General features: G+C 66.2%; 14 protein-coding genes and 1 pseudogene. 10 read left to right on the forward strand and 5 right to left on the reverse strand.

Translation table 11 applies throughout. The features are described 5' to 3' along the window. The first annotated feature begins 118 nt into the window (after window positions 1–118). From ACOCMM_RS03990 to ACOCMM_RS04005, 4 genes are all read left to right on the forward strand, one after another. Window positions 119–1,810, forward strand: coding sequence for an ATP-binding protein (locus ACOCMM_RS03990; RefSeq protein WP_419551898.1), 1,692 nt, complete (start codon window positions 119–121; stop codon window positions 1,808–1,810). A 149-nt stretch (window positions 1,811–1,959) separates the two neighbouring features. Beyond that, entirely contained in the window at window positions 1,960–4,458 is a 2,499-nt protein-coding gene (locus ACOCMM_RS03995; protein ID WP_419551899.1) for an FAD-dependent oxidoreductase, read from the forward strand. A 100-nt stretch (window positions 4,459–4,558) separates the two neighbouring features. Then, the gene (locus ACOCMM_RS04000) at window positions 4,559–6,136 is read left to right on the forward strand and encodes a trimethylamine methyltransferase family protein (RefSeq protein ID WP_419551900.1); all 1,578 of its coding nucleotides are present in this window, start codon (window positions 4,559–4,561) and stop codon (window positions 6,134–6,136) included. 9 nt (window positions 6,137–6,145) lie between these two features. Beyond that, a complete protein-coding gene (locus tag ACOCMM_RS04005; protein WP_419551901.1) occupies window positions 6,146–6,667 on the forward strand; it encodes a shikimate kinase in 522 nt (173 codons plus the stop codon). 54 nt (window positions 6,668–6,721) lie between these two features. On the opposite strand, the gene ACOCMM_RS04010 is transcribed toward ACOCMM_RS04005, so the two are convergent. Together ACOCMM_RS04010 and ACOCMM_RS04015 are read right to left on the reverse strand one after the other, a co-directional pair. Then, complete coding sequence (locus tag ACOCMM_RS04010) at window positions 6,722–7,945, reverse strand: CaiB/BaiF CoA transferase family protein (protein ID WP_419551902.1); 1,224 nt, start codon at window positions 7,943–7,945, stop codon at window positions 6,722–6,724. Between the two features lie 114 nt (window positions 7,946–8,059). Continuing rightward, the gene (locus ACOCMM_RS04015) at window positions 8,060–9,142 is read right to left on the reverse strand and encodes a sucrase ferredoxin (protein WP_419551903.1); all 1,083 of its coding nucleotides are present in this window, start codon (window positions 9,140–9,142) and stop codon (window positions 8,060–8,062) included. 135 nt (window positions 9,143–9,277) lie between these two features. Here ACOCMM_RS04015 and ACOCMM_RS04020 point away from each other — a divergent pair, with 135 nt between their 5' ends. Both ACOCMM_RS04020 and ACOCMM_RS04025 read left to right on the forward strand, forming a co-directional pair. After that, complete coding sequence (locus tag ACOCMM_RS04020) at window positions 9,278–10,813, forward strand: FMN-binding glutamate synthase family protein (RefSeq protein WP_419551904.1); 1,536 nt, start codon at window positions 9,278–9,280, stop codon at window positions 10,811–10,813. Window positions 10,814–11,052: 239 nt separating this feature from the next. After that, entirely contained in the window at window positions 11,053–11,889 is an 837-nt protein-coding gene (locus tag ACOCMM_RS04025) for a phytanoyl-CoA dioxygenase family protein (protein WP_419551905.1), read from the forward strand. A 113-nt stretch (window positions 11,890–12,002) separates the two neighbouring features. Here the strand turns inward: ACOCMM_RS04025 and ACOCMM_RS04030 are convergent, their stop codons facing one another. Then, window positions 12,003–13,541: an IS1182 family transposase gene (locus ACOCMM_RS04030; RefSeq protein ID WP_419551906.1), complete on the reverse strand. Its 1,539-nt coding sequence runs from the start codon at window positions 13,539–13,541 to the stop codon at window positions 12,003–12,005. Window positions 13,542–13,650: 109 nt separating this feature from the next. Between ACOCMM_RS04030 and ACOCMM_RS04035 the strand changes: the two genes are divergently transcribed. Together ACOCMM_RS04035 and ACOCMM_RS04040 are read left to right on the forward strand one after the other, a co-directional pair. Then, a complete protein-coding gene (locus ACOCMM_RS04035; protein ID WP_419551907.1) occupies window positions 13,651–14,235 on the forward strand; it encodes a DUF4389 domain-containing protein in 585 nt (194 codons plus the stop codon). A gap of 93 nt (window positions 14,236–14,328) precedes the next feature. Beyond that, complete coding sequence (locus ACOCMM_RS04040) at window positions 14,329–16,002, forward strand: thiamine pyrophosphate-binding protein (RefSeq protein ID WP_419551908.1); 1,674 nt, start codon at window positions 14,329–14,331, stop codon at window positions 16,000–16,002. Window positions 16,003–16,023: 21 nt separating this feature from the next. On the opposite strand, the pseudogene ACOCMM_RS04045 reads toward ACOCMM_RS04040, so the two are convergent. Continuing rightward, window positions 16,024–16,239 (reverse strand): annotated as a pseudogene (locus ACOCMM_RS04045) (hydroxylase); the annotation flags it as partial. A gap of 100 nt (window positions 16,240–16,339) precedes the next feature. Between ACOCMM_RS04045 and ACOCMM_RS04050 the strand changes: the two are divergent. Continuing rightward, complete coding sequence (locus ACOCMM_RS04050) at window positions 16,340–16,660, forward strand: helix-turn-helix domain-containing protein (protein ID WP_419551537.1); 321 nt, start codon at window positions 16,340–16,342, stop codon at window positions 16,658–16,660. Then, window positions 16,657–17,709 (forward strand): integrase core domain-containing protein, encoded by a 1,053-nt coding sequence (locus ACOCMM_RS04055; RefSeq protein WP_419551538.1) that lies wholly within the window; start codon window positions 16,657–16,659, stop codon window positions 17,707–17,709. The genes ACOCMM_RS04050 and ACOCMM_RS04055 overlap by 4 nt, the downstream gene beginning before the upstream one ends. Window positions 17,710–17,792: 83 nt before the next feature. Here ACOCMM_RS04055 and ACOCMM_RS04060 read toward each other — a convergent pair whose 3' ends face one another. Beyond that, window positions 17,793–18,788 (reverse strand): acyl-CoA dehydrogenase family protein, encoded by a 996-nt coding sequence (locus ACOCMM_RS04060; protein ID WP_419551909.1) that lies wholly within the window; start codon window positions 18,786–18,788, stop codon window positions 17,793–17,795. Window positions 18,789–18,849 lie beyond the last annotated feature (61 nt).

Here is an 18,849-nt window from a genome sequence, read left to right on the forward strand (position 1 = left end):
CGAGCCTAGGCGATCGCCACGACAGGTGGGTCGGAGCCGCCGATGGAGTTGTTCCATGGGTTGTGCAATCTGAAACCTGAGCTTTCAGATTGCACAACCCGGCAGGTATGATGCAGCCATGATTCGTCGAGAAATCACTGATCGCCTACTGCGCCTGTTCGGGCAGTACCCGTTCGTGTCGGTGACCGGGCCGCGTCAATCCGGCAAGACGACGCTCTGCCAATCCGTGTTCGACTCCTCAGATGTCAAGTACATCAGCTTGGATGCACTGGATATTCGTGGACGGGCCGAGCGCGATCCGCGAGGGTTTCTCCGTGATCTCGGCAGGCCTGCCGTGATCGACGAGGTTCAGCATGTGCCGTCCTTGTTCTCGTACCTCAAAGAGACAGCGGACGCCAGCGGGGCGAACGGCCAGTACGTGCTCACCGGCAGCGAGAATTTCAAACTCAACGAGGCAGTCAGCGAGTCTCTGGCCGGCCGGATAGCGCAGCTGCGCCTGCTTCCGTTCTCCTTCGAGGAGCGTCGCCGCGCGGGCGGGGACGATTCGCTCAACGAGCTGGTGTACAGCGGCTTCTATCCGCGCATCATCGACCAGCGTCTCGAGCCCCGACAGGTGCTGGCCGACTACTTCGACACCTACGTTGAGCGGGATGTACGCCGGATGGGCGGTGTTGGCGATCTCTCGACGTTCCGCCATTTCGCAGCGCTGTGCGCGGGACGGATCGGCCAGCTTGTGAACCTGTCATCGCTCGGGGGAGACCTCGGGGTGACACACACGACCGTCCGGCACTGGCTCACCGTTCTGGAGCGGAGTTACATCGCGTTCCGGCTTGAACCCCACTTCGCCAACATCCGAAAGCGGCTGGTGAAGTCGCCGAAGATCTATTTCTACGATGTCGGCCTCGCCAGCCACTTGCTGGGGATTCGAGATGCCAATCAGGTGGCGACGCATCCTTTGCGTGGCCAGCTCTTCGAGAACATCGTCGTCGCTGAAGCCCTCAAGCACGGCTACAACCGCGGACATCATCCCCGGCTCAGCTTCTACCGAGAGTCGGGCGGCCTTGAGTGTGACCTGCTGTATGAGACGGGCCGCGGCATCAGCGCCATTGAGGTCAAGTCGGGTGCAACCGTCGCCCAGGACTGGTTCCGACCGCTGGACCGTGTTGCTCAAACGGTTCCTGACATCACGGCCCAAATGATCGTCTTCGGCGGCGAGGCAGCACAGTCACGACCCGGTGTCGACGTAGTGCCGCTCGGAGAGTTTCCATCAGCACTCGAGCGATTCGACACCGAGACAGCAGTCCTCGTCGGCTGTGCTGGCAACCCGGTCGTCGCTGCACATGTCTTGGCGCTCTTTCCCAACGGCACACGGCGCACCGCGACGACCGACGCCAAAGGTGTCGCTCGCTTGGACCTGCACACTGCGGACCTGCCGATGACGGTGTTTGTCGCCGGGCCGAGTGTGAGCGCCCATGTCTCGACGGGCTGGGTTCCGGCAGAAGGTGAGCTGAGTGTCGAGTTGACACCGCTGAGCAGTGGCGGCTCGGTCATCTTCGAAGATCAGACCGGCTACCTGCCAAACATCGAGGGCCGACTCAACCCGATTCTCGACGGGGATGGGATGACGTACCTCTACACGACGAACGTCGCCGTGAACGGCGACCTCAGCTCCGGTGCGGTCCACTTCACCGTCGGCGAAGAGACCCTTCGCCTCGAAGATGCCGACGGCAGCGTCTGCGACGTGCGGTTCGTTGCCATGCGCTGTCAATCCTCGTTGTTGGAGTATCACTCGCCGCCTGAATCCAGCTGACGAGAATGCGCGCAGCAGCGCGCGGTGGGGTGATAATTTGCGCGCACCACGTCGGCATGCCACGGGGCCGGTACCGGGAGGTACGGCTCTCGTCTGGCCCGGATCATTGGGAACCTGTGTATGGCTAAGCAGGCCCGGCATCACTGAGCATGCGTGAACAAGCGCGATGCGTCATTATCGGCGGCGGGGCAATGGGCGCCGGTCTGCTGTATGCCCTCGCGCACGAGGGCTGGACCGACACGATCCTGGTCGAGAAGGGGGAGCTGACCTCCGGATCGACCTGGCACGCCGCTGGGCTGATCCCGAACTTCATCGGCGATCTGAACATGGCGAAGTGCCACCAGGAAGCGATCGCGCTCTACCCGCGGCTGGAAGCCGAGACGGGGCTCTCCGCCGGCTGGCACGGCTGCGGTGCCATCCGGTTGGCACGCACGTCCGATGAGGCCGACTGGCACCACTACGTCCACGCCATGCTCACCCAGATCGGCGTCGAGTCGCACATCATCGGGCCCGATGAGATCGCCGAGCGGCACCCGCTGCTGACCGACCTCAGCGACGTCCGTCTCGGCTTCTACACCCCCAACGACGGCTGGACCGACCCGTCGAGTTGTACCAACGCCATGGCCAAGGGCGCCCGCGATCTCGGCTGCCGGATCATGCGGCACACGCTCGTAACTGGCATGTCCCAGCGTGCAGACGGCACCTGGGATGTGACCATCGTTCGCGGCGGCGCGGATCCGGGGCGGCGCCGCAACGGGTCGAACGGCGACGACGAGCAGGACACCATTCATTGCGAGCACGTCGTCAATGCCGCGGGGCACTACGCACCGCAGCTGGGGGCGATGGTCGGGCTTGACGTGCCGATCGTGTCGGTCATCCACCAGTACCTGGTCACCGAATCCGTCCCGGCCGTGGCTGCGCTCGAGGCCGAGCTGCCGGTTGTGCGCGATCCCCGCGCGTCCTGCTACTACCGCCAGGAAATCGACGGCCTGCTGATCGGGCCGTATGAGATGTCCGGCGCACGCTCGTACGGCATTGACGGCATCGACTGGGACCTGCACTTCCACCTGCCCGGTCAGGATCTCGACGTCTTGGAGGAGTGCTTGGACTTCGCGCAGCAGCGCATCGGCGCCCTGTCCGAAGCCGGCATCAAGCAGGTGGTGTCAGGGCCGATCACCCACACGCCTGACTCGGGATACCTGATGGGGCCGGCACCGGGAGTGCGCAACTACTGGCACTGCAACGGTGCGTCCATCGGCATCACCCAGGGCCCCGGCGCCGGGAGGTTCCTGGCGCAGTGGATAGTCCACGGCCAGACCGACATCAATGTGCGCGCCATGGACCCGCGCCGCTTCGGCGACCACACCGGCCCCAAGTCGCAGTTCGCGTTTGAGAAGGCCATCGACGAGTACCACGAGATGTACCAAGTGCGGCTGCCTGGCGAGCAACGCGCCGCCGGCCGACCGGTGAAGAGCACTCCGCTGTGGGAGCGCTTCGATGCCTTGGGTGCGCAATGGCAGGAGATCTATGGCTGGGAGCGCCCGCAGTATTTCTCGCCCGACGGCAGCCCGGAGGCCCACTCGTTCCGCCGTTCCAACGCGCACGACGTGGTGGGCGCCGAGGTGCGAGGTGTGCGTGAGCGTGTCGGCGTTGCTGACCTCAGCGCGTTCGCCAAGTTCGAAGTGTGCGGACCCGACGCCGCCGCCCTGCTGGATCGGCTGTCGGCCAATCGACTGCCGGGGCGTGACGGCGGAATCCGCCTGACACACATGCTCACGACGCTGGGCGGCATCGAAAGCGAGATGACCATCGCACGCCTGGCGCCGGACCGGTTCTGGCTGGCGTCCGCGATCATGGGCCAGAGCCATGACTTCGACTGGCTGCGTGACCACATTGGTTCCGATGAGCAGGTCAGCGTGCGTGACGCAACCGACGACACCGCCATCTTGGGTGTCACCGGTCCGCGAGCGCGCGACGTGCTTGCGCCGCTGACCGACGCCGACCTCAGCAACGACGCGTTTAGCTGGCTCACAGCCCAACAGATCACCGTGGCGGGAGTGCCCGTCATCGCGCTGCGGGTGTCCTACGTCGGCGAATTGGGCTGGGAACTGCATTGCCCGATGGGTGACTTGGGCCGGCTCTACGACGCCGTCGCAGAAGCCGGCAGCCCGCACGGCCTAGTGCATTTCGGCAGCTACGCCATGAACGTCATGCGCATCGAGAAGGCGTACAAGGCGTGGGGGAGCGAGTTGACCACCGAGATCACTCCGGTGGAGGCGCGCCTCGGACGTTTCGTTGATTACCAACGGCCGTTTGTCGGTCGCGACGCCGCCGCGGCGCGCCGCGAATCCGAAGATCGCGGCGAGTCGCTGTCGATGGTGCTCGTGTATTGCGAGGTGGACGCCACCGACAACGAGGTGCGCGGCAACGAGCCGGCGTTCGCGCCGGGCAGCGACGAGCCCATGGGCATTGGCACGAGCGGCGCCTGGGGTCACACCGTGGGCCGCAGCCTCGCTTTCGTGTATGTGGATCCCCGATTCGAAGCATCCGGCAGCACCTTCGAACTCGACCTGCTCGGCGAGCGCCGCACCGCCACCGTGCTCGCTGAGGCCGCCTACGACCCCCGCAACACGGCGTTACGCGCCTGAGCCGTCATGGCAGCGCGACCGCATCGCTTTCCCTGAATCTCAAGGACCTGGCGTCCAGCTCCACTCGCAACACAACGTGCCGCAGGAGGTGCTCCTGAAGATGGCTGACACAGATGCACCATCGGATGCCGCTGAGGCGCCGCGGAGACGCCGCGGCGGTGGCCGAGCGGGACGCATCGCCATACGCGAGGCCGTTCCCGAAGCTGATCGCCGTCCAGTTCGGCCCGGCTTGCCCGCCGGCCGCTTCAAGCCGCTCACCGATGCCGATATGCAGCAGGTGTTCGAGACGGCCCTGTCCCTGCTCGAAGACATCGGCATGGGCGAGCCGCTCGACGAGTTCGTTGAAGCGGCGACGCCCCTCGGCGGCTGGGTGGACGACAACGGTCGCCTGCGACTGCCCCGTGGCATCGTCGAGCGGGCCATTTCCACAGCGGCCAAAGAGTGGATCTGGCACGGCTTCGACGACGACCAGTCGGTGCACGTGGGCGGCGAGCACGTCTACTTCGGCACCTCGGGCGCGGCGGTGCTCATATACGACCACGTCACCCGCACGTTCCGGCACTCGGTGGCGCAGGACGTGTACGACTGCGGCCGTCTCGTCGACACGCTCGACAACCTGCACTTCTACGTGCGCACAGTCGTGGCCCGCGACCTGCCCGAAACCCGTGACCTTGACATCACCACGGCATACGCAGTGATGTGCAGCACCACGAAACCGGGCGGATCCTCGTGGTTCGACCCACGTTGGGTGTACGAATCGGTCGAGATGTTCGACCTCGTGCTTGGTGGCCCGGGCGAGTTTGCGAAGCGTCCGTTCATGGCTGCGAACAACACCTTCGTCGTGCCCCCGCTGCGCTTCGCACACGATTCGGCGAGGTGCCTGGTCGCACAGGTGCGCACAGGCATGCCGATCAACCTGCTCTCGGCCCTACAAGCCGGCGCTACCGCGCCCGCGGCGCTCGGAGGCGCACTGGCACAGGCGCTGGCAGAGTGCCTTGGCGGGCTGACCTTCGTGAACCTGCTGTCGCCCGGGCATCCATGCTTGCTGGGCTTGTGGCCGTTCGTGTCCGACCTGCGCACGGGAGCCATGAGCGGGGGATCGGGCGAGGAAGGCATCCTCAACGCCGCCGCGGCCCAAGTCGGCCACTGGCTCGGACTGCCCACCGGCGTGGCGGCGGGCATGACGGACTCCAAGGTGAATGACGCCCAGGCTGGCTACGAGAAGGGTCTGAACGTGGGGCTGGCCGCACACGCCGGAGCGAACATCGTCTACGAGTCGGCAGGGATGCTGGCCAGCCTGCTGGCGTGTTCGCACGAAGCACTGGTGATTGACAACGACATGTTGGGCGCCATCAACCGCACCGTTCGAGGCATCGAGGTGAACGCTGACACCCTGTCGGCCGATCTCATCGCCGAAGTCATCGCCGGTCCAGGGCACTTCCTCGGCTCAACGCAGACGCTCGAGCTCATGGAGACCGAGTACCTGTACCCGCTGGTGAGCAACCGGGATACTCCCGAAGACTGGGCTGATGCAGGCAGCCGGGCTGCACACGATGTCGCGCATGATCGGGTGACCGCCACGTTGGCTGACCACTGGCCCTCACACATCAGTCCCACTGTCGACGCCGTCATACGCGACGCCTTCCCGATCAGCCTTTCACCCCAGGGCCGCGCCTAGCTTGAGCCCGTGGCGCGAGATGCGGTTCCCAACGTGGTGCTGACCGGTTTCATGGGGACCGGCAAATCCACGGTCGGACGGCTCATCGCTCGCGAGCTCGGCTGGGCCTTCGTTGACACTGACGACGTGATCGAAGAACGACACGGACCGATACCGAAGATCTTCATGGAACGGAGCGAGGTTGCCTTTCGGAAGCTCGAGCATGAGGTCGCCGTTGAATTCGCCAAGCGAGAGCAACACGTCATCGCAACCGGCGGCCGAATGCTGCTTGATCCAAGCAATGCCCAGACCTTGCAGGCGACTGGTCAGATTTTCTGCCTCGCAGCGTCAGCGGAGGAGATAGTCAGCAGACTTCGACCTGACTTGCAGAGCCGCCCGCGACCTCTCCTCGCTGGTGGTGACCTTTCTGTACAAGTGGCGCAGTTGCTGGCTGAACGAGCAGTTGGCTATGGGCAGTTCGAACAGGTGCCGACAGACGGGCGCGAGCCGCAGGACATCGCCGCGGACATCATCGGGCGCCTCGAGGTCTGACTCACGTCAGCACGGTGTCAGAGGTTGTTCAGGCTGGCACGATGCCCGGACCGCTCAGTCGGAGGCGACGACCCCGCGCTCGGTCAGGTCGGCGATCTCCTCGGCGTCGAGACCCAGCACGTCCGACAACACCTCGACGGTGTGCTCGCCGGCTCGCGGCGCAGGGCCGCGCACACCCACGTCGGGGGCATTGTGCATGCGGAACGGGGCGGCGATGGTCTCGAAGTCGCCAGCTTTTGGGTGGTGAATGGTCTCGAAGGCGCCTGTCGCTCGTACCTGCGGATCCTGCACCGCCGATGCGGTGTCGTTGATCGGCGCCCAGATGCAGTGGTGCTCGTCGAGACGGGGCATCCAGTACTCGGACGGCTTCGACTTCAGGGTGTCTTCGATGTCGGCCACAAGGGCACCCATTGCCCGGAACCGCTGCCGCCCAGTCTCGTAGTCGGGGTTCTCCAGCAGGTCTTCGCGCTCGATGGCCCGGCAGAAGCGTGGCCAGGCGTTGCCCGTATCGGGCATCGTGAAGTGAATCCACCGGCCATCACCGCACTCGAATGCCTCGAGCATCGGGGAGAGCCCTCGATCCCGCGGGCGCTCGGTGTTGGGGCGCCCGTCCACCAGCGAGGTCGAGAGGTCGATTGCAATCGTCCAAGCAGCGGTACGAAGCAGCGACGACTCCACGACTTGTCCTTCGCCGGAGACGTCGCGGGCGCGTAGACCCGCCATGATCGCGCCGAAGAAGGCCAAGCTGGTGGTGTGGTCGCCTTGGCCCGGGCGGGCGTGAGGAGGCATTCCACCGGGCGGGGTAGAAGCTCCGTACAACCCAGAGCGTGAGAAAAACGCCGTGACGTCATAGCCAGGCCGGTCAATCTCGTCGCCCACTTCGCCGTAGCCCGACAGCAGGCCGATCACCAGGTCGGGCTTCATGGCCAGCAAATCGTCGGTATTGAGGCCGAAACGATCTCGACGCTCGGGCAGCAGGTTCATGACCACGACATCGGACACCGCCACGAGGCGACGGGCAATGGCTGAGCCGTCGGGATCGTCCAGATTCAGCTGGATCGACTGCTTGCCGCGGTTGATGAACTGGAAGGCCACATCAGGGTTGTGAACGCCCTCGGGCACCTTCGCCTGCTTCATCAGGCCGCGGATCGGGTCGCCGCCGATGGCTTCGACTTTGATCACTTCGGCCCCGAGATCGGCCATGATCGCGACGGCCGAGGGCGCAGCGGCAAAGTTCGCGAACTCGGTGACCCGGATTCCTTCGAGCGGTGATGTCATCGCAATTGCCCCTTGTGAGTCGTGATCCGGAGAGTCCCGGTTTGCCCGATCGCGACTCGGCAAGGCTAGATCGCCCGACTCGCAGCTGTCCCGACGGACGATCCGCTGAAGCCCTTAGTGCTCCCGAACGCCGGTGACCATGAACTCCGTCGCTGGCTTGGCCGGACGGCCTCCGAGCGCGCGGCAGGTGATCGTCGGCACGGTCCGCCCGGCCACCACCGACACCGTCCACGCGCGTTCCGCCTCCGCTGCGATGACATCGACGTCCCAACCGTTTGCTGCGGGTCTGAAGCTGACAGTGCGGGCCATGTCTTCGAGCGGCCAGCCGACTTGGGTGAACACGGCGCGCTCAGCGACTTGCGCGGGCCCAGTAGCTGCCCCCCACCATCCCCTGCAGCGGGGCGCCAACGCCGAGGCGTCAGCGGTTCGGTCGAGGATGGCAGCGATTTCGCCCGCCTCGATGCTGGCCCACATCCGGCCGTCGGGCAGCGTCATCGCCGTCGGTGCGAAGCGGTGACCTCCGGTGTGGCTGACGCGATAAACGGAGACTCGTCCGCCGGCGGTCGGCGCGCCGGCGTACGGTTCATCGACGTCGGAGTCGCGGTACGCACGCAACACTGCTTCAAAATCGGCCGCAAGGCGGGTGCCTTCACTGCCGCAGCACACGTCGTGACTTCCTTGGGTGCACACGAGCACGGCCCGCTCGCCCTCGGTGTGTCCGAACGAGACGAACCCCTCCCCGTCCGGGATCGGCTCCGATGGCATTCGGCTTGCCAGGTGCTCGAACAGCTGGCGCAGACCGGCGGCGCCGTCAGCTTCGCAGTACGCCGTTTGCGTTCCCGCACCCACGCGCCAATGCAGCACAACAGGGATCCTGTCCGCCCGACTGCGTTCATCCGGTGGCACAACAGCGAGCACCCGTGTCGGGCCCATCGCCAGATCCGTCATCGGCCTGAAGCCCTCGAGCAGCCCGCTTGCGAACACAGGCTTCGGCCATGGCAGTGGCATCTCCACTAGCGCCACAGCATCCGCCGAAATGGAAGTGCCGCCGGGATCGCTGCCGATGGCCGAAGCGTGGGCGGCACAGCGTGGCGCCTCGTCATCTGCCGGCAAGAGCGCCAAGACCTCTGGGGCCAGGGGCGGCACGGCCATCGGCATGCCCTGCTGAGGCATTCCGGCTGCCGGTACCGATGACATCGGGCCAGCATAGGAAGCCGCTTCGCACCGGGTCGGATGACGGCTCGCCCCCGCAGGGGTCCGTCCCAAGATGTCGATGACGCATCACCGGGTCGCGGCTACGGCATAAGGCAGGCCCGCGGTAGGTTCAGGTTCATGCCGTGGTGGCTGTGGGGGCTGATCATCGTCGGGGCTTTTCTGGTGTTCGTGTTCATTCACGACAGCTTTCAGAAGCGCCACTCGATTCTGCGCACCTATCCCGTCATCGGTCATCTCCGTTTCTTTCTGGAGAAGATCGGCCCGGAATTGCGCCAGTACATCGTCGCCCACAACGAAGAGGAGCGGCCGTTCAACCGGGACGAACGCCGCTGGGTCTACTCAACCGCCAAGCAGCAAAACACCTACTTCGGGTTCGGCACCGATGATGAGATCGACAAGCCCGGCCACATCACGTTTCGCCACAGCCCCTTCCCGCTCGGCCGGGATGTGCCCCCGGACGCGCCGATCCCCTGCGGCAAGGTCATGGGCGGCTGGCGGGATCGGGCCAAGGCATACCGGCCGGCTTCGGTGGTCAACATCTCCGCCATGAGCTTCGGTTCGCTGTCGGGTCCGGCGATCGCGGCGCTCAACCGCGGGGCCCAGATGGCTGGCTGCACGCACAACACCGGCGAGGGAGGCGTGTCGAAGCACCACCGCAACGGTGGCGACCTCGTCTATCAGATGGGTACCGGCTATTTCGGGTGTCGCAACCCTGACGGCACGTTCTCGATGGACCGTCTGCTGGAAACGGTCGAATCAGCACCGGTGCGTGCCATCGAGGTGAAGCTGTCCCAGGGAGCCAAGCCCGGCGTCGGCGGCCTGCTGCCTGCGGCAAAGGTGAGCCCCGAGATCGCAGCGGCCCGCGGTGTCCCGATCGGCGAGGACGTGGTGAGTCCCAGCCGGCACTCCGCATTCGGCTCGGTCGTCGAGCTTGTGAACTTCGTGGAGGAAGTGGCAGGGGCAACCGGCCTCCCTGTGGGCATCAAGTCGGCCATCGGCCAGGAGGCCTTTTGGACCGAGTTGGCCCAGCACATGGCCCAGACCCGCCGCGGTCCGGATTTTGTGACGGTCGATGGCGCCGAGGGCGGCACTGGTGCAGGACCCTTGGTGTTTACCGATCACGTAGCACTGCCGTTCTGGCGGGCGTTCGGAGTCGTGCATCGGGCGTTCGGCGAAGCTGGGCTGACCGACGAGATCGTCATGATTGGCTCGGCCAAGCTCGGCTTTCCCGCCCAGGCGGCGCTTGCCTTCAACATCGGCGTCGACATGATCGGCGTCGCACGTGAGCCGATGATGGCGATCGGGTGCATTCAGGCTCAGCGGTGTCACACCGACCACTGCCCGACGGGCGTGGCGACGCAGAACAAGTGGCTCTCGCGGGGGCTCGATCCGACGAACAAGAGCGTCCGGTTGGCGAACTACATCATCGGGCTTCGCAAGGAGCTCTTCCGTCTCGCTGATGCGTGCGGGGTGGAGCATCCAGGATTGATCGGTGCCGACAATGTGAACGTGGTGAGCCCCTTCGGCGATCTCGTTCCGGCGCACCATGCGTTCGGCGTTCACCAGGAGCGGACCCACAGCCCGGCTCGCATCGCGGGGCTGCGGCGGGCAGTTTGCGCCGACGGCGAGCCCGGAATCGACGAGCGCGCATAAGAGGCCGCGCGGATAGGTGACGTCTCGGAAAGCTGCTGTCGAGCGTTCTTTGTGCAAATTTGCCGCCTGCGGCGGCATTTCTGCGCAAAGTCGAGAACGGCGGGGCTGCCCGGCATCGCCGCCTATCTGCTCAGACTCTCAGCAGAGCCTGATTCGCTGGCAGAATCTGTCTCATCGACGTCGCCTGCGGAATCGGCCGGAGCCGGACCCCGCGGGATAGCTCGTGACGGGAGACAACGATGAGTCGACAGCAGGTGCTTGAAGCAGCCAGGGCCCGCATTACCGCAGAGCACAAGGCAACGTTCGAAGCCGAGGGAGTTGTCAAGGTCAGCGGTGCTGTGGGCGACGACTGGATCGAGCGGGTGCTCGAGGTTGCCGACAAGCAGTTGCGCGATCCCGGCAAGTGGGTGTCCGACACCAACCCCGGCGCGAGCTCGAACCGGCTGTTCACCACGCGATACCGCTGGCAGGAAGATCCTGTGATCGGCGGCTTCGTCTTCGACTCGGGCATGGCGCAGATGGCAGCCGAACTCATGGGATCGTCGTCAGCACGGTTCTATTTCGATCATCTGCTCATCAAGGAACCGCGGACCGCGAACCCCACACCATGGCATCAGGACATCCCGTACTGGCCCTTCATGGGCAAGCAGATCTGCTCTTCGTGGGTGGCGATGACGCCGGTGACCGTCGCAGAGAGCTCGCTGGAATTCGTGCGCGGCTCGCACAGCTGGGATGCGTACTACGCGCCCGAGTCGTTCGACGGCTCGAAGGGCTTCATGGCCGACTTTGAAGGCGAGAAGATGCCCGACGTCGAGGCTGATCGTGCCAGCTACGACATCGTCGGCTTCGACGTCGAGCCCGGCGACGCATTGTTCTTCTCGTCGTGGATCATTCACGGCTCGCCTGGCAATGCCGGCGACCACCGGCGTGTGGCGTTGTCCACCCGCTGGCTGGGCGACGATGCGGTGTGGTACCCGCATCCGGGCTGCGACCCCATCGTCTCTGACGACGACACGATCGCCGTGGCAGGCGAGTATCCGGCCGACGACAACCGGTTCCCTCTCGTCGCTGCCTAGGAGACTGCTGAGCAAGTGGTTTGTGGTGTCGCTGTTTTGGGGCGTGGGGGCGGCGGCGCGGTGGCGGGCGGGCTGGTTGGGGCGTTGTCGGTGTGGGCGTGCTGGCTGGTTGTTCAGGCGGTGGCCCAGTTGGTGCCGTTGTGGTGGAGTCCGAGGTTGGCGAGGCGTCCCAGGTTGACGGCTGCGGCGCGCAGTCTCAGCCAGTGCCGGTTGTTGTCGGCGCCGCGGTAGGGGCATCTTCGGGCTCGGCGGACGATCCACGCGATGGTTCTTTCGGCCATGGGCCGATGCGTGCGGTAGGCGTGCTGGAACGCTTCGGTGCGAGCCTGGGCGCGTGCTGCTTTGAGCAGGTCGTGGTGGGGGTTGACCTTGAGGGTGCGCCCGTGCTTGGCGGTGGTGCAGCGGTCCCTGTGGGGGCAGGCTCGGCAGTGTCGGCCGAAGCTGGCGTTGCCTTTGGGAGTGATGTTCACGGTGACGGCGGCGGGGCAGGTCACGGTGCCGCAGAAGCGGCCGCTGTGGGGGTCGATGCTGTAGCCGATGTCGAAGTCGTCGATGCTGTAGCCGCCTTCGACAGCAGTGTTCAGCGGCGGCGGCTTGATCACCGCGTCCATCTCGGCTGCTCGCAGGTCGGCTCTCAGCGTGCCGGTGCCATAGGCGCTGTCGGCGAGCACCGTGATGCCGGCGGGCTCGTCGGCGAGCAGTCCCATCGCGGCGTCGGCGTCGCCGGTGTCGCCGGCAGACAGATCAGCCGCGGTGACCAGACCAGTGTCGGGCTCGGCGGCGATGTGGGCCTTGTAGCCGTCGCGGTAGCTGTGGGCGGTCTTGTGAGTGTGACGCGACTGGGGATCCACAACCGAGATCACCCGGCCGGTCGCGGTTCTGCGGGCGATCCGCCACCGGCCCGGCTCCCCGGCGGGCTCCACGTCCTGGCCCGCGACCAGCCCCAACAGGCCCACCGCGTCGCCCTGGGCCGCGTCGAGGTCGAGGTCCCCCGCTGCGCCGATCAGATCCAACGCGTCGTCGACCAGCTCAGACACCAGCCGCTCCATGTCGGCGGGATCGGACCAGTCCACCTCGGGCCCCGCGGGGTCGAGATTGCGTTCGCGCACCGGGACCTCGCCCAGGTCGGGCGCCAGCTTGCGGACCCGACGGATCTGCACCCTCAGCATCGTGACGGTGTCCTGGCGGGCCACCGCGTCGTCGAGCACCGTCGAGTCCAAAACACGTCTGGACCTGCCAGCAACAGCGCCGCTGAGAGCGATCAGCTCGCGCACCGCGTCGAAGATCCGGTCCGCGCGGTCGCTTGCGCGCAGCTTGTTGCGCCACAGCGTCAGCACCGTGTGATGGAACCCCTCATCGGTCAACGCCAGCCCCGCCGCGGCCTTCCACGCCACATCAGTCCGCAACCGCCGACACGCTTCACGGTCCGACAGGCCCTCCAAAGCCTGCAGCACCATCACCGCAGCGATCACCTCGCCCGGCACCGACGGACGGCCCCGCCCCGACGCGAACAGATCCTCGAACAACTCGTCGCCGAACAGCCGGCCACGATGCTCGGCCAACAACGCATGCACCGACCCCGGCGGCACAAGATGCCCGCACACCGCCGCCGCGTCCAACAACACCCGATCCTGATCCGCTGAGCCCTGCACCCCGACATTGTCCCGCGCGCCCCCACCCCGCACGCGGAAATCGCGCCCAATAAATCAGCAGTCTCCTAGCTGCCGGGCGGTTTCGCGGGGGCGCAGTAGCGTCGGCGGCATGGCCTACCCAGCATCAGTCAGCGTCGAGACACCCGATCGGGTCGCCAATTGGCGACCCCTCGTCCACTGGCTCCTGCTCATTCCGCACCTCATCATCTTCGAGGTGTTGCAAAACGTCGCGTGGTTGCTCAACGTGGTCGGCTGGGTCGCGATCGTCTTCACGGGCAAGCTGCCCAAGGGCCTGGCGGACTTCCAATCCATGTATCTCCGCTACAGCATTCGCCTGTACGCCTACTTCGACTTCTTGCATGAGCAGTACCCACCGTTCGCGTTCGACATGACGTCCGCAGATCCAGGCGGAACACCAGTCTCGGCCGGCCTCGAGCCCCAGCTGACTAATCGCAATCGCCTCACCGTGGCGTTTCGGCTGATCTTGGCGATCCCGGCTGCGGTCTTTGTGGTGGTCACTGGTCTCATCACGACGGTGCTGGTTGTGCTCGGATTCTTCGCGGTGCTGTTCACGGGCCGCTGGCCCGCTGGCATGCGAGGTTGGGTCGTCTCCTGGCATGGCGTCAGCCTCCGCTTCAACGCCTACCTGCACCTGCTGACCGACCAGTACCCGCCGTTCAGCCTCGACGCCTAGGCGGCACTCAGACCGCAATCCAGCTCCCGGCGGTCGACCCGGTGACGGGGCTACCGTGCGGGCGATGAGCGAGGCCCAAGGTGTGTAACAGCGATGAGTGAGATGACCGGCGGCGAGGCCGTCGCAGCGACGTTGGCGCGTCTGGGCGTGCGGCACGTGTTCGGGATCGTCAGCGTCCACAACCTGCCCATGTACGAGGCGCTGTCGGTACGCGACGACATCGAGGTGGTGAAGGTCCGGCACGAGCAGGCGGCCGCACACGCGGCAGATGCCTACTTCCGGGCCACGGGTGAGATGGGCGTATTGCTGACGTCGACTGGCCCGGGCGCAGCGAACGCCGTGGCGGGGCTGTACGAAGCAGGTTTCTCCAGCTCGGCTGTGCTGATGGTGACGGGGCAGACCGAATCGCGGTTCTACGGCAAAGGCAAGGGATTCCTGCACGAGAACGAGGGCCAGCTGGCCATGCTGCGTTCGGTGTGCCGCAGTGTCGCCTCGGTTCGTCATCCGGGAGAGATCTCGACCGAGATTGCCAGGGTTGCCGACGATGTCCGCACCGGTCGGCCCCAGCCCGGTGCCGTCGAGATCCCCATCGACTTCCAGTACGCACGCGTGGGAAACGCCGCCGAAGCTGGTTCGCCGCGAGTGGCTCGCCTTGCGCCCAATGGAGCATTGCTGGACGACGCCGCAGAACGTCTTGCGACCGCGGAGCGTCCCGTCATCTGGGCGGGCGGTGGCGTCAACATCGCGGATGCATCCGGTGAGCTGGCGGCGTTGACGCAGCGGCTCGGCGCGCCGGTTTTTACCACCATCGAAGGCCGAGGTTCGATCAGCGAAGAGCATCCGCTGTCGCTGGGGTTCCGTTCGGATCGCCCCCAGATGGCCGATGTGTTCGCAGAAGCCGATCTGCTGCTGGCCGTCGGCACTCGATTCCAGAACTACGCCACGCGAGTGTGGGCGCTGGAGCTGCCAGCAGAGCTGATCCACCTCGATGTCGACCCCGGCGTGATCGGGCTCAACTACAAGCCGTCGCTGGCGGTGGTCGGCGACGCCAAACTCAGCTTGGCGGGCCTGGTCGAACGACTGGGCGACGGTGCGCCGACGATCGATGACGGATTCGTGGAGCGCTCTCGCAAGCACCGCGCCGCCGACATGGAGGCGTTGCGTGACGAGATCGGCGCCGATCACGCCGCCATCTGCGACCTGATGCGGCAGCTCTTGCCCCACGATGCGCGCATCGTGCGCGACACGACGGTTCCCGGCTACATGTGGGGGAACCGTCTACTGCCGATCGTTGCGCCTCGAACATCAATCCGGGCTGCCAACGCCGCCATCGGCCCCGGTGTGCCGATGGCTGTGGGCGCCGCGCTCGGCACTGGGAAGCCGACGGTCGTCATCCAAGGCGACGGCGGGCTGATGCTGTCGATTGGTGAGATCTCGTCGCTGGCCGAGCACAGCCTGCCGGTCATTGTCTGCGTGTTCAACGACGGCGGCTACGGCGTGCTGCGCATCATCCAGGACGCGCTGTGGGATCAACACCACGGCACCGAGATCGGCGGCATCGACTTCGTCGGCGTCGCCCAGGCGATGGGCGTGCCAGCCGAGCGGGTCGCCAGCGTTGCCGAGTTCGAGGCTGCATTCGGCCGCGCCGTCGACCGTGCCAGCGGCGCCTCAGGTCCGGTGGGTCCAACCCTGCTCGACATCGACCTCACCGCTCTCATCCCCATCACGTTCCCGCTGCCCGCGCACCAGCGCCGCCGGGAGGATTGAGCCGCCCGCGTTTCGCTCCGGCTAGAGGCCGGAGGTATCCATGTCGGGATCGAAGAAGGTGCGGCCGGCCACTTCCATGACTGGCATCGCGACCATGAAGTGAGCTGACGCTGTCTGTATGTCGCGCAAGTGGCGCTGCAGTGGCGACGATTCGAAGATGGCCGTGCCGCCAACGGCGGTGTTCATGGACTCGATCACCCGCACACTGGTCTGCATCGCATGGACGGTTGCGGTGCGTGTGTTGCGTCTGACTTAACGCGACGGGATTCTGGTTCTTTCAGGTTGCATCTGAGATGGTGGCTGGCCTTGATCATGGAGGCCGTCAACGATGACGTCGATGCAGCGAGAGCCGAAGCGGATGCTGACAGCGGAGCAGAAGTACGACTTGTGGGTGCGGATGCTGTCGGGGCAGATTTCCCAAGCGGACGCCGCGGCCGAGGCGGGGGTGGATCGCTCGGTGGTCGCTCGGCTGCGCGCTGTGGCTCGCGACGGGGCGATCGCCGCTTTGCAGGCCTCCAGGCCGGGCCGGCCGCGCCAGTCCCGCGCCGAGGCGTCGGAGGCGGCCGCGTTGCGCGCCGAAGTCGAACGGCTCCAGTCCACGGTGATCGAGCAGGCGGTCGAGTTGGCGGTGCTGCGGGGAAAATCGCACTGGGGATGAGCGGCCCGATCCCCGCCCGCGTCGACGGGGCCGCCAAAGCAGCGCTGCTCGGCTTGATCGACGACGCTGTGCGCGCCGGCTGGAGTCTCACCCGGGCCTGCGCGGCCCTCGAGGTCGACCGGGCCAGGGTGTGGCGCTGGCGACAACGCCGAGCCGCCGGCCGCCTCGAGGATCTCGCTGCGGGCGGGAACCCGATCCATGGGCTCCTCGAGTGCGAAGAGGCCGAGATCTTGGCGCTGTTCGATGACTGGGGCGACATCGACCGCTCGCACCGCAAGCTCGCCCACCGCGGCTCCTACGAACAGCGAGTGTGGGTATCGCCATCGACAGTGGATCGGGTCCTGGCCCGTCACGGCCTTGCCCTGCAAGGAGATCCGCGGCCCGCGCGCAGCGTGAAGACGCCGTGGCCGGCCTGGCATGAATGGCGCCCGAACCAGCTGTGGTGCTGGGACGGCTCCCAGTTCGAACGCTGCGCTGCCGCCAAGCACGCGTACGCGATCGTCGACCTCGTCAGCCGCAAATGGATCTCCACCCACCTCACAGCCAACCCCGACTCGGTCGCCGCCCGGGTCCTGTTCAGCCGCGGTCTCGACAACGAAGGGCTGCTCACCAACGAGCTGCGGGCACGCCTCGACGACCCCGACGCCGAACCGCCCGACGACACCACGATCCCGTTGCTGCTGGCGATCTCGGACAACGGCACCGAGATGCGCGCCAACGAGACCCGCCGGTTCATGGCCCTGTGCTCGATCGCTCAACACTTCGGCCGCCCCTCCACACCGACCGACCAGGCCTGGATCGAGTCGCTGTGGGGCCACGCCAAACGCGAGCACCCCCACCTGACCACGATCACCGACCCGACCGTGCTCACCGCCGAACTCGAACGGATCCGAGCCCACCACAACAGCGTCCGGCTGCACGAAGCCATCGGCTACGTCACCCCCAACGACGAACACGACGGCCGCGGCGACACCATCCGCGCCGCCCGCCAGCACGGGATGCACACCGCCGACCAACAACGCCGAGCCTGGCACCGGAGCCAACGATGACCCAGACCACTACTCTCACCAACCACAACCCGCCAGCAACCCACCGACGCAGTCTGAACCCAACCCCAACCCGTCGCGAAGAGTCAGAAACACCTCATGCGCAGGTCGCGCCGGGTCGCAATGTCGGGCAGCGTGTGTTGTGCACGATCCCACGCTGCATCGATGGTCGTGTAGAGCAGCGTGCGGGCGGCGCGGACTTCGGTGTCGGCCACTGCCACTGCGCTGTGCAGTGCCGGCCGTTGCGCCAAGGTGCGACGGGAACCCTGAGGCACTTTGGCCTTGGCAACCTCGATGACCTCGTCGACGCAGGCACGAGCCATGCCGAGCGCGATCGCACCTATCGGCAGTGCAAGCAGTCCGAAGAGCGGAAAGCGGTACAACGGCTCCGCGGCGTACGGCGATCGCAGGATGTCGGCACCGTTGGCGATGCGAGGGGCGGGGAGCCACACGTCGTGGCACTCGAAGGTGCTCGAACCCGAGCCCCGCAGCCCGCTGGTGTGCCAGTCGTCGTGAATCACGATCTCGTCAGGTCGGAAGAAAGCACGGCCCAGTGCTGGCAGTCCGGAATCGCCCGAGTCCTGACCGTCGATCTGCACGCCTCCTGAGATCCACTCGGAGTTTTGGCAGCCCGACGCCCACGCCCAGCGCCCGCCCACGACGTAGCCGTCAGTGCCGTCGGGACCGGGGGCGGGTGTGGCACGGCCCGAAGAGGCGAACACGCCCGCAGTGATGACGTCAGGGTTTCTGAGAACCTCGGCCAGCTGTTCCGGCGTCAGCGCGGCGAACATGATCTGCGACGTGGCGCCGATGAACGTGCACCACGCAGCCGACGCATTGCCCGTCGCGAGTGTCTCGCTCACCTGTGCCACGGTGGTCGGGGACAGTCCGAGGCCGCCAAGGGTCGGCGGCACCAGCGTCCGATAGAAGCCGGCTTCGGCGAGCGAGTCCGCCAGGTCTTGGGGCAGCTTTCGCAGACGGTCGATCTCAACGCTGCGTTCGCGCAGTTCACCTAGGAAGCCCGCCGCGGCAGCCAGCATCGTCTCACCATCGACGACGTCGGACGTAGCGGCGGGCGTCATCGCGGCACGGTAACAGCGTCCGCGTAGCCGCCCCTCATGCTTGCCGGGTGTCCTGCTCGCC

Source organism: Candidatus Poriferisodalis sp., assembly GCF_965198245.1.
In the GTDB taxonomy this organism is placed as follows: Bacteria; Actinomycetota; Acidimicrobiia; order Acidimicrobiales; family Poriferisodalaceae; genus Poriferisodalis.

What these genes read in the sequence shown, in the direction of transcription:
- ACOCMM_RS03990 (WP_419551898.1), top strand. Translation starts at nt 119, where the DNA reads ATGATTCGTCGAGAAATCACTGATCGCCTACTGCGCCTGTTCGGGCAG.
- ACOCMM_RS03995 (WP_419551899.1), top strand. Translation starts at nt 1,960, where the DNA reads ATGCGTGAACAAGCGCGATGCGTCATTATCGGCGGCGGGGCAATGGGC.
- ACOCMM_RS04000 (WP_419551900.1), top strand. Translation starts at nt 4,559, where the DNA reads ATGGCTGACACAGATGCACCATCGGATGCCGCTGAGGCGCCGCGGAGA.
- ACOCMM_RS04010 (WP_419551902.1), bottom strand. Translation starts at nt 7,945, where the DNA reads ATGACATCACCGCTCGAAGGAATCCGGGTCACCGAGTTCGCGAACTTT.
- ACOCMM_RS04015 (WP_419551903.1), bottom strand. Translation starts at nt 9,142, where the DNA reads ATGTCATCGGTACCGGCAGCCGGAATGCCTCAGCAGGGCATGCCGATG.
- ACOCMM_RS04020 (WP_419551904.1), top strand. Translation starts at nt 9,278, where the DNA reads ATGCCGTGGTGGCTGTGGGGGCTGATCATCGTCGGGGCTTTTCTGGTG.
- ACOCMM_RS04025 (WP_419551905.1), top strand. Translation starts at nt 11,053, where the DNA reads ATGAGTCGACAGCAGGTGCTTGAAGCAGCCAGGGCCCGCATTACCGCA.
- ACOCMM_RS04035 (WP_419551907.1), top strand. Translation starts at nt 13,651, where the DNA reads ATGGCCTACCCAGCATCAGTCAGCGTCGAGACACCCGATCGGGTCGCC.
- ACOCMM_RS04040 (WP_419551908.1), top strand. Translation starts at nt 14,329, where the DNA reads ATGAGTGAGATGACCGGCGGCGAGGCCGTCGCAGCGACGTTGGCGCGT.
- ACOCMM_RS04050 (WP_419551537.1), top strand. Translation starts at nt 16,340, where the DNA reads ATGCAGCGAGAGCCGAAGCGGATGCTGACAGCGGAGCAGAAGTACGAC.
- ACOCMM_RS04055 (WP_419551538.1), top strand. Translation starts at nt 16,657, where the DNA reads ATGAGCGGCCCGATCCCCGCCCGCGTCGACGGGGCCGCCAAAGCAGCG.
- ACOCMM_RS04060 (WP_419551909.1), bottom strand. Translation starts at nt 18,788, where the DNA reads ATGACGCCCGCCGCTACGTCCGACGTCGTCGATGGTGAGACGATGCTG.